17 protein-coding genes and 1 CRISPR repeat array are annotated in these 14,181 nt (G+C 55.3%); of the genes, 9 read left to right on the top strand and 8 right to left on the bottom strand.

Translation table 11 applies throughout. The annotated features are described in order from the left end of the window. Positions 1-3: 3 nt before the first annotated feature. Positions 4-474, bottom strand: coding sequence for a hypothetical protein (locus tag ACYVHT_RS17245; RefSeq protein ID WP_460554665.1), 471 nt, complete (start codon positions 472-474; stop codon positions 4-6). A 1,200-nt stretch (positions 475-1,674) separates the two neighbouring features. Then, positions 1,675-1,918: direct repeats of the CRISPR family, unit length 23 nt; unit sequence CAAAGGGTAAGTTTTGGACAGGT. Positions 1,919-2,156: 238 nt separating this feature from the next. On the opposite strand from ACYVHT_RS17245, the gene ACYVHT_RS17240 reads away from it, so the two are divergent. Further along, positions 2,157-3,299, top strand: coding sequence for a replication initiation protein (locus ACYVHT_RS17240; RefSeq protein WP_460554662.1), 1,143 nt, complete (start codon positions 2,157-2,159; stop codon positions 3,297-3,299). 28 nt (positions 3,300-3,327) lie between these two features. After that, the gene (locus ACYVHT_RS17235) at positions 3,328-3,972 is read left to right on the top strand and encodes a hypothetical protein (RefSeq protein ID WP_460554659.1); all 645 of its coding nucleotides are present in this window, start codon (positions 3,328-3,330) and stop codon (positions 3,970-3,972) included. Positions 3,973-4,085: 113 nt separating this feature from the next. Here the strand turns inward: ACYVHT_RS17235 and ACYVHT_RS17230 are convergent, their stop codons facing one another. Next, a complete protein-coding gene (locus ACYVHT_RS17230) occupies positions 4,086-4,553 on the bottom strand; it encodes a hypothetical protein (protein ID WP_460554656.1) in 468 nt (155 codons plus the stop codon). Between the two features lie 117 nt (positions 4,554-4,670). Between ACYVHT_RS17230 and ACYVHT_RS17225 the strand changes: the two genes are divergently transcribed. Genes ACYVHT_RS17225 through ACYVHT_RS17215 form a run of 3 tightly spaced genes read left to right on the top strand, consistent with a single transcriptional unit; the run spans position 4,671 to position 7,052 of the window. Continuing rightward, positions 4,671-5,885 carry an ImmA/IrrE family metallo-endopeptidase gene (locus tag ACYVHT_RS17225; RefSeq protein WP_460554654.1) on the top strand — a complete coding sequence of 405 codons (1,215 nt, stop codon included), beginning with the start codon at positions 4,671-4,673 and terminating at the stop codon, positions 5,883-5,885. Position 5,886: 1 nt separating this feature from the next. Then, a complete protein-coding gene (locus ACYVHT_RS17220; protein WP_460554651.1) occupies positions 5,887-6,483 on the top strand; it encodes a P63C domain-containing protein in 597 nt (198 codons plus the stop codon). 20 nt (positions 6,484-6,503) lie between these two features. Then, the gene (locus ACYVHT_RS17215) at positions 6,504-7,052 is read left to right on the top strand and encodes a hypothetical protein (RefSeq protein ID WP_460554648.1); all 549 of its coding nucleotides are present in this window, start codon (positions 6,504-6,506) and stop codon (positions 7,050-7,052) included. 78 nt (positions 7,053-7,130) lie between these two features. Here ACYVHT_RS17215 and ACYVHT_RS17210 read toward each other — a convergent pair whose 3' ends face one another. Further along, on the bottom strand, positions 7,131-7,610 hold the full coding sequence (locus ACYVHT_RS17210) for a hypothetical protein (protein WP_460554645.1): 480 nt from the start codon (positions 7,608-7,610) through the stop codon (positions 7,131-7,133). A gap of 259 nt (positions 7,611-7,869) precedes the next feature. Between ACYVHT_RS17210 and ACYVHT_RS17205 the strand changes: the two genes are divergently transcribed. The 4 genes from ACYVHT_RS17205 (at position 7,870) to ACYVHT_RS17190 (ending at position 11,651) form a co-directional block, all read left to right on the top strand. Continuing rightward, positions 7,870-8,616 (top strand): type IV toxin-antitoxin system AbiEi family antitoxin domain-containing protein, encoded by a 747-nt coding sequence (locus tag ACYVHT_RS17205; RefSeq protein WP_460554642.1) that lies wholly within the window; start codon positions 7,870-7,872, stop codon positions 8,614-8,616. Further along, on the top strand, positions 8,613-9,590 hold the full coding sequence (locus ACYVHT_RS17200) for a nucleotidyl transferase AbiEii/AbiGii toxin family protein (RefSeq protein ID WP_460554639.1): 978 nt from the start codon (positions 8,613-8,615) through the stop codon (positions 9,588-9,590). The genes ACYVHT_RS17205 and ACYVHT_RS17200 overlap by 4 nt, the downstream gene beginning before the upstream one ends. Positions 9,591-9,804: 214 nt before the next feature. After that, positions 9,805-10,821 carry a hypothetical protein gene (locus tag ACYVHT_RS17195; RefSeq protein WP_460554636.1) on the top strand — a complete coding sequence of 339 codons (1,017 nt, stop codon included), beginning with the start codon at positions 9,805-9,807 and terminating at the stop codon, positions 10,819-10,821. Continuing rightward, positions 10,818-11,651 (top strand): agmatine deiminase family protein, encoded by an 834-nt coding sequence (locus tag ACYVHT_RS17190; RefSeq protein WP_460554633.1) that lies wholly within the window; start codon positions 10,818-10,820, stop codon positions 11,649-11,651. Before ACYVHT_RS17195 ends, ACYVHT_RS17190 begins: the two co-directional genes overlap by 4 nt. Positions 11,652-11,680: 29 nt before the next feature. Here ACYVHT_RS17190 and ACYVHT_RS17185 read toward each other — a convergent pair whose 3' ends face one another. The 5 genes from ACYVHT_RS17185 to ACYVHT_RS17165 all read right to left on the bottom strand — a co-directional run bounded on the left by ACYVHT_RS17185 (position 11,681) and on the right by ACYVHT_RS17165 (position 13,997). Then, entirely contained in the window at positions 11,681-12,142 is a 462-nt protein-coding gene (locus ACYVHT_RS17185; protein ID WP_460554630.1) for a hypothetical protein, read from the bottom strand. A gap of 45 nt (positions 12,143-12,187) precedes the next feature. Then, positions 12,188-12,532 (bottom strand): hypothetical protein, encoded by a 345-nt coding sequence (locus tag ACYVHT_RS17180; RefSeq protein WP_460554627.1) that lies wholly within the window; start codon positions 12,530-12,532, stop codon positions 12,188-12,190. Beyond that, a complete protein-coding gene (locus ACYVHT_RS17175; protein ID WP_460554624.1) occupies positions 12,532-12,993 on the bottom strand; it encodes a hypothetical protein in 462 nt (153 codons plus the stop codon). Before ACYVHT_RS17175 ends, ACYVHT_RS17180 begins: the two co-directional genes overlap by 1 nt. A 61-nt stretch (positions 12,994-13,054) precedes the next feature. Then, positions 13,055-13,330: a hypothetical protein gene (locus ACYVHT_RS17170; protein ID WP_460554622.1), complete on the bottom strand. Its 276-nt coding sequence runs from the start codon at positions 13,328-13,330 to the stop codon at positions 13,055-13,057. A gap of 115 nt (positions 13,331-13,445) precedes the next feature. Next, positions 13,446-13,997 carry a hypothetical protein gene (locus ACYVHT_RS17165; RefSeq protein WP_460554619.1) on the bottom strand — a complete coding sequence of 184 codons (552 nt, stop codon included), beginning with the start codon at positions 13,995-13,997 and terminating at the stop codon, positions 13,446-13,448. Positions 13,998-14,181 lie beyond the last annotated feature (184 nt).

The following is a 14,181-nucleotide window of genomic DNA, read 5'->3' as shown; positions in this document are numbered from 1 at the left end:
TTCCTAAACAGGCTTACGGGCGGTTGGGCTACTGAACCATTTCTCAGCGAAATGACTGACCAGAAGATAGAGACCGATTGGCCACATGATGGCCGCGAGCAACAACGCCACAACCATCAGCGGTGAACAGATAAACAATTCTACTGACCCTTTAACCAGTTGGCTAGCAAACTCTTCCTCTAGCTCGTCGGCCATATCCTTCAGATGGACCGTCACAAACTTGATGGCGTACGGTAAGCTTATCAGGTGGGCGATTATTGCACAAAGCGCGTACCCGTGAGCTAACCCAAAATTGTCCGCTAGGTTGATGTTTCCGTGCAAGCCTAGTTTTGACGTGATTTCCAAATGCCCGGTAAATGGCAAGGTCCTCTCCTGCCACAGCCCTGTAAACAGCTGTTGATACCAAAACAGCGAATAGGCTACCCCGGCAATGGTATAAATCGTGCAATAAGCGATTACCAAGGTTCTTTTCATCTAGGCAAGGGGCGATAGTTGGGCGTGTGATAGGCGCAAACAATCTGTTTATTGAGCGCGGCTGTGGTGATGCAAAACTATTTTTTAGAATATATATTCAGCCGTGATCTTTTAAAAAATGCTGGCTGGTCCCTCTTACTAGATTGAATAGTAACCAAAAACTCCTGGCAAGTCTAAACGGCGGGGCTAGTTTGGTCAACACAATTCTAGTGTGTATTTTTATGGACGGCCCGAGTGGGCCGTCCCGCTGATGAATGATGTAAGTAGGTCGGAATAGCCTTGCGGCGATTTCCAACATGAGAATGAAACCGGGTCTCGGAATCGCTGAACCCAATGCCATGCTGTAAGCTGAATGCTGTATGTGTGGCGGGAGATTGGTAACGCCTAACGCACCTCGTGATGGCTCTTCTCCAAAAATTCCCTTCCCGCAGGAAGGGCACAGCCTCCCGGTGGAAAACCATCGGTACCACCCTTCAAGCCTACGCGCCCCTGTTCATGCTCTTGAACACCAGCGTTAGGTTTGCAGACCATCATTTCCACGTGCTACGGGCGTGTTGTGAGTGGGTGGCGACTCTTCTGGGGCTGCACTAGAAGCCTCGGCAAGAAGCCGGCCCTTGAGGGGCCGGCTTTTTTGTTCATCGTCAACGGTAGCTCGCTTCGTGCACGTAGAGAAGCTATAATGCTGCGGCCGGCAGTTCTAAGCTTCTCGTTCTGAGATGAGTATATAATGTACTGCGGCCTTTCCCGGTGCAATAGGCCTCTGCTCCTCTAGTTATCGCCAAATGAGGCTATTCAGCATACCTGCGCGGTGGCGTACTTTCAGTCGCTTTTGGCCCTATGGCGATGGCAGCACCATAGCGAAGGGTAAGCCTGCCTTCATGCCTAAGCGTGGCACCTGGAGCCTCCGTTGGGTCAAATTTTGCGCTTCCAGACCGAAGAATGAGCCCCGACTTAAACGGAGACAGTTTATGCCCGTCTAAGTAGAACTGTAAAAGCATGAGCCTTATAAAAATAATAGTATAAAATAGTAAAAAAGTGCAATCCCGTGATTTGTGGTTTGTGCTTTTTTGGACTGTTTTGTTTTGCCCTATTCCCTCTTTTTATACCCTAAATGCTTTTCCGTTCCGGTAGACTAAATAGTCGTTTTTTACTTATTAGTTAAAAACCTACAAGGTAGTTTTACTATAAGGAGTAAACCGCCAAAAGGTAAGTTCTGGACAGGTAAAAGGTAAGTTACAGACAGGCTCGATAGTACCAAAGGGTAAGTTTTGGACAGGTTACCGGACTTGAAAAGCAAGTTCTGGACAGGCAAAGGGTAAGTTTTGGACAGGTACTTATCCACACTGGTTAGCAGCCAAAAGGTAAGTTCTGGACAGGTGTCAGGAAGCGTAAGGAAATGGGTTGATATTCCTTCAATTGGCAAAAGGGTAAGTTCTGGACAGGTACCATAAGCTTCCTTCTGCAGCCGCAGCTCCGGCTTAGGAGCCGTTAAGCGAAACGTCGTTAGGCAGAAAAGTAAGTTCTGGATAGGTCATATTGCCCCTCAGGTATGAAAAGGGTAAGTTTTTGGTAGGTGAACGGGCACCTTAGAAAGGTAAGTTCAGCACCTACTTTGAGTTGCTACTTTCTTTTTTGCCGTTATCTTGCATTACCCGTTAACACTACCACCAACGATACCTCCTATGGCTGACAAACGTGTAGCGCGTTCCTCCTCCGTTCCCATGCTGGAGCTGGACCTCAAATACGAGCCGGAGTACCGCGGTGAGGTCAAACAACACTGGAACGTCACGTTTGCTCACCAGAAGAAAATCTCGGTGTACAGCAAGCGCATCCTGGCCAGGGTCATCGACCAGATTCGGGACAATGACTACCAGTTGCGTGAATTCTACCAGATTCACGTTTCCTCGATTCTGGAGGGCACGGATATTGAAATCGACACGGCTTACTCAAAAATTAAGGGGGCCCTGTACGAGTTGGCTGATGTGAAGTGGGAATTCGAGAGCATAGACCGCTCGGAATGGTACTTCCGCCACCTCTTGGACACAACCAAGGAGCGGCGTGTCGGCTACAAGGACGGGGTTATCACCATCCTGCTGAATCCGCAGCTAGCCCCCTACCTGGTAAAGGCTGCGCACTACAGCAAGTTTCCGCTGCACGGCTACATGAACTTGAAGAGCTGGTACAGCATGCGGTTCTTCGAGATTCTGTCCGCCTTTCAGGACAAAGGGTTTTGGGAGGTCCCCGTGGATGAGTACCGGCAGTACATGGATTGCTGGTATGAATACGACAAGCGCGGGCAAGTCAAGAAAGACAAGGAGGGCAACCCCTTACTGAAGTACCCTAAAACCAAGCTCCTGATTGATTACACCATGAAGGAGCCGCTGAAAGAGTTAGCGGGCACCGATTACGAATTCACCTTCACCCCCATCTACGAAATCACGCGGGCGGTAAAAGGCCGAAAGAAGATTATCCGCCTGCGCTTTGACTTAAAGAAAGGACCGGCGCTCAAGGACATCCCGGAGTCTTGGCTCCAACACACCGAAACCGGGAGCATCGTCCAGCGCCTGCGCGAGTGGAAGGTAACGGACCGCAACATTGTGCAGTATGCTCCCATTCTTAAACAGGCCGGGGTGTTGGAACTGCTGCGCGCCTGGGAGCTGAAAAACCGCTCGAACCGGCACATAGACGATAAGCTTCGGTACTGCAACGCGGCGTTCGTTCGTGCGGGCAAGCAAGCGCTGGAGGATGCCAAGCAGGCCAAGGCCGAGGAGAAGAAGGAAGCAGCTGAGGCAAAGAAGCTGGTGCAGCAGGCGCTCAATCTGTAGCCACTTACGACCTTCCCATTTTGACCTCATGAGCACTACGCTGTCCACGAGTACGCTTGGCCTCACCCTTATGGATGAGGTCGCCTCCGACCATATCACCGACCTGACCGCCGATGCGGCCGAGGCACTGTTAGATTCTATGACGGATGCGGCCGAAGTGCTCGAAGCCTTTCCCGTGTTTGGTAGCGCCGTCAAGCTTATCCGAGCCGGCTTTAGCATCCATGACCGCCTGTTTTTGCGCAAGCTCAGTAAATTTCTGCTGGAGCTGCACTCGGTCTCCGTCGATGAGCGCTATGAGTTTGTACGGGAGTTTGACCGCGACCCTAGCTTTAAAAAGCGGGTAGGAGAGAAACTCATCCTTCTGCTTGACCGATTTGATGACTTGGAGAAAGCCGCTGTTCTGGGCAAGCTATTTCGAGCGTTCATGGTGGGTCGCGCCGACTACCACTTGTTCGGTCGTCTTTCCGGCATCGTGGACCGTGCTTATCTGCCCGATTTGTCACTGCTAAAACGCTTCGAGCAGGACACACCGGGCAGTGACGCAATACTTGCCCTGGAAGCACTGGGCTTGGTGTATCAATCTGTGCTAGACGGGGGCAACGCTGCCGGCGTGAGCGTACACCGGTACTCTATCTCATCATTGGGCCAAAAGCTGGCTAGGCTGCTTTTTTAAACGCTTTTCTTCTTTGCCTATCAGCCCGAGCAGCTAGTGATGGATTGCTTCCCAAGCTATTTCTTCGATATCGAATGTTATCGAAGAGCTACATAACCAAATAATTATAGGCATTAGGCTCGGGAGATTATCTGCTTAAAGGCGTGAATGCGCTCAACGAGTAGTTCGCGTTGGTGCGCTTTTTCGGAACTAGCATCAGCTGGCAATGTGGTTGTCGCGAGCCATAACTGTGCGATGCTAGCGGCTTCCACATCCACGTACAAGAAGCCTGCACTGTACTCCTCATAGGGGCCTCCAGCACGGGTAATTTCTCCTTTAGCCGAAGGTGCCCAGTCCTTTTTATCAGGGTTCCACTCCCCTTTCTTAGCGAAAATGGCATATCCTAGCCTTTCAAATGCGGTAAGCACCTGCTGTTGCGTAACACCAAAGCCGAAATACTTCTGCAGCACCCTATGCAGGGTTAAGTGAACGCGCTGCAATTCATTGCGGGTGGTTTTCCGCTTGTTGCCGCGCGGTGGGAGAAAGGCCTTAATGAAGCTGTCCAGGGTATGCTGGTGGGCGGTGGGGAGAGAATCCATCATGAAGAAGTGTTAAGGCAGCCAGCAATCTTGGTAATTTTACCAACAAGCAACCCAAAGCTTGCGATTTCAGTTTTATAGCCTACATTTGAGTTAGGTAATTTTACCTAACTCTTCAAAATGCAGGACTACAATAATAAGTACCAAGATATCGACAAGCTCCTCGAAACAGTACTGAAGAAGTCGAACATGGACTTACGAAAGCTCTTTGACGCCCGCTTGAAGGAGGAGAACCTTTCTTTTAGCGCGGCCATGGCCTTGCTGAAAGTGGAGCACCGGGCGTTGAATGGCGTACTCGACGCGACCCAAAAACGGCACGACCTGCTCATGCTCACCCGGCTGGCGGACTTCCTGCAGGTGCCGTTCAATGAGTTGATTACCGAGCTGGTTGAAAATCTGGAAATCAATTTCGCTTACGAGGTAAGTACCTCTAAGAAAGAGGAATTTATCCGACGAAGCTTCAACCTCCCCTATCTCAAGCAGATTGGGCTCATTGACGACCCCAAGGACCTGCAGCACGTTGAGCAGCGCATCGTAGAGCACTTCGGCTACACCAGCATTTTCGACTACGAGAAGGAGGCCGTTGGCATCGCCTACAGCAGCGGAAAGCCCAAGTCCAAAACCACGTTTGAGAAAGACTTTTGGGCGGCACGCTCCGCGAAGGTCCTGAGCGGCATCAACAACTTTTTCCCGTACGACCGCGACAAGCTCAAAGCCTACATCCCCCACATCCGCTGGCATTCGATGAATGTCAAGAAGGGCCTGTTCCAGGTAATTCGGGACTTGTTTAAGCTCGGGGTAACCGTCATCATGCGGCCTTACGATGCAAAACTTTATGCCCGTGGAGCTACGTTGGCGGTCAAGGACAAGCCTGGGATTGTTCTGACGCCCTACAGCAATTACTACCCCACCCTCTGGTTTGCGCTGCTACACGAGCTTCACCACATCCTCTTCGACTGGGATGAAATCCAGAGCCTCACCTACCACATTACGGGAGAGCTGGACCTGTTTTCCATGAAGGAAACCCAGGCGGATGAATTTGCCGCCAACATGCTGCTGCAAAACGCCAAGATGGAGCAGGTGAAGCCCCATATCAACAACAAGACCTTTGTCGAAGAGTTTGCACGGGTAAACCAGATCCACCCGAGCATCATTTACATCCGCTATTGCTGGGAAATGCAGGATAGCGACAAGGATGTCTGGGCGAAATACACCCCCCTCATCCCCAAGCAAAGCGAGGCCATGTTAGCTCTGCCCGGCAATCCGTGGCAGAGCAAAGTAGCTCTCAAGGAAATCGCTCAACAAACGCAAGAAGCATACTTCAAAGGCATCTAACATGGCCAAGCAAAAACAACTAGCCCCCACAACGCAACCCCAAGAAACCACGCGGCCCGCGATTAGCCGCGAGGAGGAGCTAAACGAAATGTATGCCGCCGCTGCCGCGCTGGTGGAAAGCGCGGGACTGGACGAGACCCTGGATAAAGAGAATGAAAAGCGGTTCCTAGCCGAGTTCAAGCTTAACAACCCACGGCTGGCCCGCTACATCGGCGAATTGCAGCCCTATGTCGTCACCTTTCCCATGGAGTTTTACGAGCAAATTTATCGCTTGCACGGCTGGTCTACGGACCCTGAGAACCTGCGTAAGCGGCCAGGAATCGTGGGGGCCTGGACCATCAAGCTCATCTACGACCGCTTCCCGACTGGCATGGTCGACGAACTGCGGTCCAGGAATCCGCGCACGTTGAGCGGCGACTTGCTGCATAAGTATTTCCAGCTCCTGACGGCAGAGGGCTCCTCGTTGCTCAAAGAGTTTATCCAGGAAGCCATCGACTTGATGAAGCAGTGCGGCAGCTGGGCGCATTTCGAGAGCGTATTTGCCCGCAAGTGCGGTAAATCCTGGCAGACGTTCCTGTTCGACAACCCCGTCGATTAGGCTGATTTCCTCTCCTGGTTATGATTGTTACGCCTGCCCAACGAAAGGTCATCCACGACATCCTGGCCCAGATGCTGGTCGGCATCAACGGGAATACCGGCATCATTTTCCTCTATGATGGCAACAAAGAACTGGGCATTTCGAAAGAGGATGGTCGGTTTCTGCGAGACGTCATGCAGGCAGAAGGCCTGGTCCGAAATGCGGACGGCCCGAATCAGAACCGTCTTTCCGAACTGACCGCAAAAGGGCAAAGCATTGCCCAGAGCCCGGGCGGCTACTGGGCCTATGTCCAGCAACAAGCGGCCCAACAACAGCAGCAACGCCAGCGGGAAGACGAGCAGCTTGAGCTAAATCGGCAAGGCGTTGCCGCCACCGTAGGCAGTACCCGCATCGCAAAGATTAGTGCCTGGGTCGCGGGCTTCAGCCTGGCTGTTACGATGATAGCCACCTACATCGCCTACCAAGCGAACGCCGGCTCTGATGAGGTAAATGCCCGCCTGCAGAAGCTCGAGGCACAAATGCAGCAGCTCCAGCCCAAGCAAGCAGCGCCGCTACCCAGCCGTAAATGAATCTTAGCAATACCCTTGGGAGAGAGTGAGTAGGCACAAGCCTCACCCGGTGTCTGGTGCCGCTCTCAGCGCGTAGACTTAGGTGGAGCTGTGCGAGAAGCCCGTCACCCCTTCCTCCCATTCCAGCTCGGCCACAATTAGCCTTACCAGGACCGTATTATCAGCCCTGTACCCTGTTATGCGCTTTTTGACGGCATAGACCCCGGCCCACCTTCTGTCCTCTTCCGCATCAGCCGTGACGATAAACTCGTCGCTTGGCAGTGGGAGGTGCCCGCTCACCGCGTAATAGCGTTGAACCAAGGCCTCCAGCTTCTCGGTCAGATAACTCCTCATGCCATTTAGTGCCCATCTCATCCGCGTGCGTTCGTCCGGGTTAGCACCGGTGCTGTGGGGATAGGGACGGGCTGGGCTGGCCCGCTGAAACAGGTCTGCCGCCTCGTGCGGCCAGCTTTCGACCTCCACCACCAATCTAAAGGGTGGCGTCGGTCCTGGCTCTGGGTGCAGCCCGGTAAGGTAATCTTCCCAATCTTCTAGGATGAGCGGGGCTGGTAGTTGCATTGGGCGTACCGGAAAAAGTAAATGTGGAGGAGCCTTTAAAGTGCCGGGTAAAATTACCTCGCGGCACCGGCATCTACAGCCGCCTTGTCTCATCCGTTCATAACCTCGCCTTCGATTCCTCAACCAAGAGGCAATCCCAAATAAGCTAGTTATTATTTTCATTTGTAGTCAGCCGTTTATGAAGATAAACGCAAAGTTTTTAATCAAAAAAACTTTGCGTTTCGGGTGATGATGTATCTTCACTTTTCGTTTACTCCTCATGAGCCGTTCCCGCACCTCTCCTACCCAGCAGCGCTTGCTGCGGCGTCTGCAGCAGCTGACACCGGGGCAGATTGTGCGCTTCGCGGATTTTGAGCAGCTGGGGTTGAGCGCGCCGGCCGTGGCCTCGGCGTTGAACCGCCTGACGCGCACGGGGCAGGTTCAGCGCGTGGCCAAGGGCCGTTACAGGGTCGCGCCCACCGGCCGCTTTGGGCCGGTGCCGCCCAGCGAGCAGCAGGTACTGGAATCCTTGTTGCAGCCGGCTGCGACCGGGGGACTGGAATACCCCACCGGCGCGGCCATCTTTAACCGGCTCGGGCTCACGACCCAGGTGCCGCGGGAAATCGAAATTGCCACGCCCCGACCCAAGCCGGCCAAGCAAATCGGCACGGTGCGGGTGCGCTACGTGCGCAACGCCGGGGCTACGCGCCCGGAAGAGGTGGAATTGCGGCAGCTGCTCGATGCCCTGCGCCGCATCAAGCGCGTGCCCGACGCCCGGCCGGCTAAATTGATTATCCAGCTACGGGAGAAGGTGCGGCGCTTGCCTGCGGCCGACAAGCGCCGCCTGGCCACCCTGGCCCTGTCCTATAACCCCGCTACCCGCGCCTTGCTCGGGGCCCTATTGGAAGACATCGGCGAGAAAGCCCTCATCCCCGCACTGCGCGCCAGCCTGAATCCCTTAACCGTTTACCGCCTCGGCTTGTCCGCGGCCGACTTACCCAACCGCGACCTGTGGCGAATCCAATGACCCTGCACCGCCAGCCCGACGTATTTCGGGAGGCCATTCTTCTGACGGCCACCGAAACCGGGCTGAGCCAGGCTCTGGTGGAAAAGGACTATTGGGTAACCTGGGTGCTGCGCAACCTGGCCGAGTCGCCTGTGGCCGGGGAAGTTGTATTCAAAGGCGGCACGTCGCTGTCGAAAGCGTACCGGCTCATTGAACGGTTCTCGGAAGACGTGGACCTAGCCGTGTTGCTGGGCGGCCGCACTGGGGCCGCCGTGAAGGCCCTCATTCGACAGGTGCACCATGCGGCGGTAGCGGCCGGAACCCCCGAAGAGTTGCCCGAGGTGCCGGGCAACAACAAGCTGGGGCAAATTCGGCGGGTATATCACCGCTACCCCCGCACATTCCCGCACATCTCCACGGTGGCAGGGGAAGATATTCTGCTGGAAATAACAGCCTTCGGCGAGCCGCATCCGGTGGTGCAGCTACCCCTCAACTCCTACATCGCTGACGTATTCGCGGCGCGGGGCCTGGAAGCGGAACTGGAGGAGTTCGGGCTGAGGCCGTTTGCCTTCCAGGTGCTCAGCCTAGGACGCACGTTCGCCGAAAAAATCATGGCCCTGGTGCGGGCCTCGTACGAGCCGGACCCGGCCGTGGACGTGAGCAGTAAGGTGCGGCATCTTTATGACCTGCACCAGCTCGCCGGCCACCCCGACGTGCAGGCGCTGCTGCCGGGTGAAGACCTGTTTGCGCTACTGCGCGCCGTGCAGGCCGACGACGTAACAGCTGGCGTGAAGGGCCCCACCCACGAGTGGAAAGGCCGGCCGCTGAGCGAGTGCTGGGCCTATGCGCAGGAAGCGGTAAACCTCCAGTTGGCCCGCCGCGCCTACGAGCGCGAGCTGCCGGAGCTGTTGCACCGGCCCGCGCCCGACTTTGAGGAGGTGATGCACACCATGCGCCACATTGCGGCACGCCTCACGGTGTTTGACCAACTCTAAGCACAGAATTGAAAGGATGCGCCAACTATTTCCGAAGAGTTGGCGCGAGCAAAAGCGGCAGTTTTTATTATTGCTATTACAGCAATAATAAATTTTATAATTGCCACTAAAACAGATACTTAACTCATTTTTAAAATGCTCGCAATTCGCTAGGAGCGGATGTATTCGCGCTGTAATGTTGTGGCATCTATTACAATTCAGCCCAGTGTTACGCATGCTCTCTTCCCATGAAATCGAGACTTTAAAAGCCGGCAAAGCGGCCCATCTACCGGCCAGCCGTGTCATCACCGAGGCTGAATTGTCTTCATCGACTTATACCTACTTTCTGTACGACGAGTGCTGGCTCACGGACCAAGCCTCGTTGCCCGAGCTGCTAGAAGGCCTACGCGTAGCGGGGTCACCTGAACTGGGAGGCTTCATCTGCCACTACTATCACACTGCGCTGGCAGGACGGCTGCCGCAAACTCGCTACCTCATTGAGCAGCAGGTGCCTTTTGCCGCTGAGTTCAGCGAGTACCTATTGGCCGCCGACCGCCGCAACTACAGCCGGCCGAAGGAATGGCTTCAGTACCTGACGCAGCAGATTCACGAGGCTCAGCCCGAAGACATCGATTACTTCTTCACGGAGATAGCCGCCACGCTTCAGCATCACCTGGTGGTGCGGACAGAAACCAAAATCTTCCGCATCACGGAGCTGGAGTTTTACTATCACAGCCGAAACCACCCCGACCCCTACGTACACAGAGACGCGGAACAGCTAAAGCCTCTGCACTGGTACTTCAACAAGGCTACCAGCCTAGACCTTACGTTTGGCGACCGGGACAGCAACAGCTTTGGTGGCATTCTGCTGCGGGGGGTTCAATTGCTGAGCACTGCCCCTACCGACGAGGTAACGCCCTCCTACCCCTACATCATGGGTCCGCAACTGCTGACCAGAGCGCTGGTAGCCAGCTGGGGCAGCGCGCTGAACGGCGCGACGTACCTTTCCCTGGAGGAGAATCCTACCCCGACGGAAGCACCGCCTGCGGCCTGGCGCACGGCCCGCGTAGGGCTAACCTTTCGGCCTGACGAAGAAGACACAGTGCTTCCCTACGTGACGCGGCCTTACCGCTTTCTGGCCGATGAAGGCTACTTATCTCGCCTCAAGAACAAGGAAAGCATCTGCAAGCAGCAGCGCATGGATGCTGACACAGTGCGCCGCATTCTGGGCTATAAGCCAAGCTGGCTGTGATTGCGGCCAACCCGATTGCCCGCTTCTACCTGGCCGATACCCTCGCCCAGCGGCACCCCGCTACCGCGACGGCCCTCACTGATGCGCTGCTTAAAAGTGGGGCGACAGTCGCTATCTTGCCTGGAACCCGGGATATCTGGGCTCGGGATTTTATGCCCGTGCCTACCGCAAGCGGCCACCTGATGCAGTTTCGCTACTTCCCCGACTATCTGCGCCCCAAGCGGTGGCATACGACCATCACCGACGGCGCTGCAGTAGCAAACCAGCTGGGCCTGTCGCTCCGGCGTAGCCCGCTTATAGTCGACGGTGGCAACGTGGTCAGCCGGTTCGGCCGGGTGCTTATGTCGGATAAGGTGCTGCGCGAAAATCCCACGGTACCCCGCTCCCGGCTGCTGCGCATGCTGGCCGATGCCTTGGAAGTAGACCGGATTGACTTGATACCGGCTCACCCTGACGACTTCACCGGCCATGCTGACGGGTTGGTACAGCTGCTCGATGAGCGAACGGCCCTGGTAAATGACTACCGCAGGCATGAGCCCGCCATCTGGCAGCGCCTGCTGAAGGCCCTACGACGCGCTGGCTTCAATTGTGTACCCTTACCCTACAATCCCTACCAGAATACCGATTACACATCGGCGGTGGGCGAATATATTAACTATCTGAGTGTAGGAAAGACGTTGGTTATTCCAGTTTACCACCAAGCAGAGGATGAGTTAGTCATGTGCCGCTTACAGGAACTCTACCCCGACTTTAAAATAATCCCGCTTGATGGCAGAGCGGTAGCCAAGCAAGGGGGCGTGTTTCACTGCGTGACGTGGAATACGGATTGAGACAGCCTTACCCCTTAGTTGCGAAGGCGCTAGCTTTTGGCAGGCAACATGCCTCCGGCCTTCAACTCATCCCGGGTGTAGTTTATTGGTCCTGTGGTTGGCTTTGCCGGGCGCGTATGCGGGGGCAGCGTATCGTCCTCCTCGGTTGCCAGGAAATAGAATACCTGCGGCTCGTGGTACGTGTAAGGCTTAATTCGCTCTGCCCGGATGCCGTTCTCTATCCCATTCAGATAGTTTTTCAGGCGGATAGCTTGGTCCTCAGCCAGCCCAAATGAGTTGGGAAAGACAACTTGATTGAGTTGCTGCAGGGCGAGTATCGGGTCCACGTTAGATAAAACGTGCACAATGCTATAGATTCTCTGCATTTCGCTGTTACCCGCCCGAAAGCAATAGTATCGGTCGCGGCTAAGCAGGCTTTCCTTAGCCGGCCTGGAGTGGATAAGCTGCCTTTCGATTAAATGCGCCGTTTCACTGGCGGGAAGTGTAATCACGGATGGCTCGTAGCTGGGCATAACTTGTTTCTGCGACTGGCTGAATCAGGACTTTGAAGCCTTTTTGGATGGCTTTTTCTTTGCTACAATAGATTGTGGAGGTTCCTCGCTTGCGTCCACACTCGGCTCCGCCGGCCGGTTCTGATACTCATCACGGATGAGGTCGATAAGCTGCTGCTCGGGCACTCTTAGCAGCGCAGACAGCGCCAGCAGTTCCTTTATGGTCAGGGTCTCGGGCTCTTTGATGCGGCGCTGGGCCGTGCGGTGGTTGATATCCAGCCCCTCCGTGAGCTGCATAATCTTGGTACCGGTCTGTTGCAGCAGTTCGGCGAGGGTACTGGCCGTAACGGTGGCAGCCTGCGCCTGGATGGAGATGAGGTGACGTGTCATTAGAAAGGCTCCTTTCTGCTGGGAAAGGGAAGTAAAGGGTTTTTAATGGCGCGGAATGAGCGCTGGGGCGGCTCGCCGGCCCGCACCTGGCTTAGCAATTCTTCTACCTGATTCGGTTCGAGTGGCTCGCGCATTGGGCCGATGAAGGTGAAGCCACCGAATATGCTCTCGTCGCCGTGCACGAATCGCAGCAGGTAGTAGCGGTTGTCATACGGCGCAGCGTAGCGCACCAGCATCACCAGCGCCGGCGGAGCAATGGCATACTGCTCACAGAGCTTGCCGGCCAAGTCCACAACGCCCAACGCAATACGGTCCCAGAAGAATTGGGGCAGGTCAAGGGCAATGGTCCATCCGTGGGCTGGGTGAACCAGCACCTCACACCGGGCGGGCTGGGCCTGGTCATCAAAAAAGTAGAAGGGTTCGGCTTGTTGAATACCGGGGATGCGAAGCAGGCTTTCCAATAGTAGAGGGGTCAGGGATGGTAATTCAGGTAGTAGGTTCGGCTTACGTACAGGCGCGTTGTTAGTGGCAGCAGCGCGGGAAAGTTGAACGGCTGCCCTGCTGCGCTTCCTCGCGGAGCAGCATTGCATCCTCCCACCGCTCGCTTTCCACTAGCGCTAGCACTGCCCACCGGCAGACCTGCCGGGCATCCGACGTGGCGGCCATCAGTTGGCCTGCCTTCTGCCGGCGCTCGGCAGAAAAGGCCGGGTGGTTGAGAACGAGTGCTAGCCAAGCCTTGGCTTTTTCCAGCGGTAGCGGGCCAGTTGTGAAGTGGTCGATGGGAACGGAAACAGCCATAGCTATTCTATGCACAATGTACGAAGTATAATTGCACTTACTGCGAAGCCAGTGGGAAGCGGCCTATTTGCAAAACATCCCGGCCGGCCACTGGCCAACCGGGATGCTGCGCGCATTACCTCATCATCTCAGACCGCATGAGCAGGACCGGACCGGCCACCACATCCACGGGGGAGTACTGGTCAAGCGGATAGGTTTCGTACCACAGGGCCGTGGCCAGCGGGTTAATGGGGCGCTCCTTGAATTTGCCCTCGTCGTCGAAAACCAGAATCCAGTCCTGGTAAGCTCCGTGCTGGGGATGGTGCACGTCGATGTAGCCGCATTCCAAGGCCGCATACAGCTGCGCCAGCTTGAATGTCCGGCCCTTCACGGGTCGCACTTCCTGGATACTGCCGTCGACTCCCAGCAGCATGGCCGCCCCCTCGGCAGGGAACATGGCGCGGTGCTGGCGGGCAAAATAGTCGCCCAGGGCTTTCACGCTGGCCAGTCGCCGCCCGTCCGCGAGCTGAAAAGGGCCGTGCTCGTAGGCATGGGTTCGAAACCGCTTGCCGGTGGTACCGCACAGCGCCACGATGCGCGACTGGTCGGGTTGCCCGGCCTGTACCTGCACAAACAGGCGCGGCGGCAAGGGCTTCCAGAATGGCTGCCCCAGTTCGTCACCGGCCAATATCTGGCTGCTGTGCAGGCTGAATAAAAGTGGTCCAGCCGGAAGTATGGCAGCAGCGGATGAGGTAATCTTCTTCATTGCACTAAGCTTATAAATTGGGTTTTTGCTTCTTAATTGAAACAATACACCCTTTTTCATAGTTGCATTTTATACAATTATTATTAGTATAATATACAATAATTCA

This window comes from Hymenobacter daeguensis, assembly GCF_054780555.1.
The sequence above is the reverse complement of the archived record's forward strand: the minus strand, read 5'-3'. Positions and strand labels throughout refer to the sequence as shown.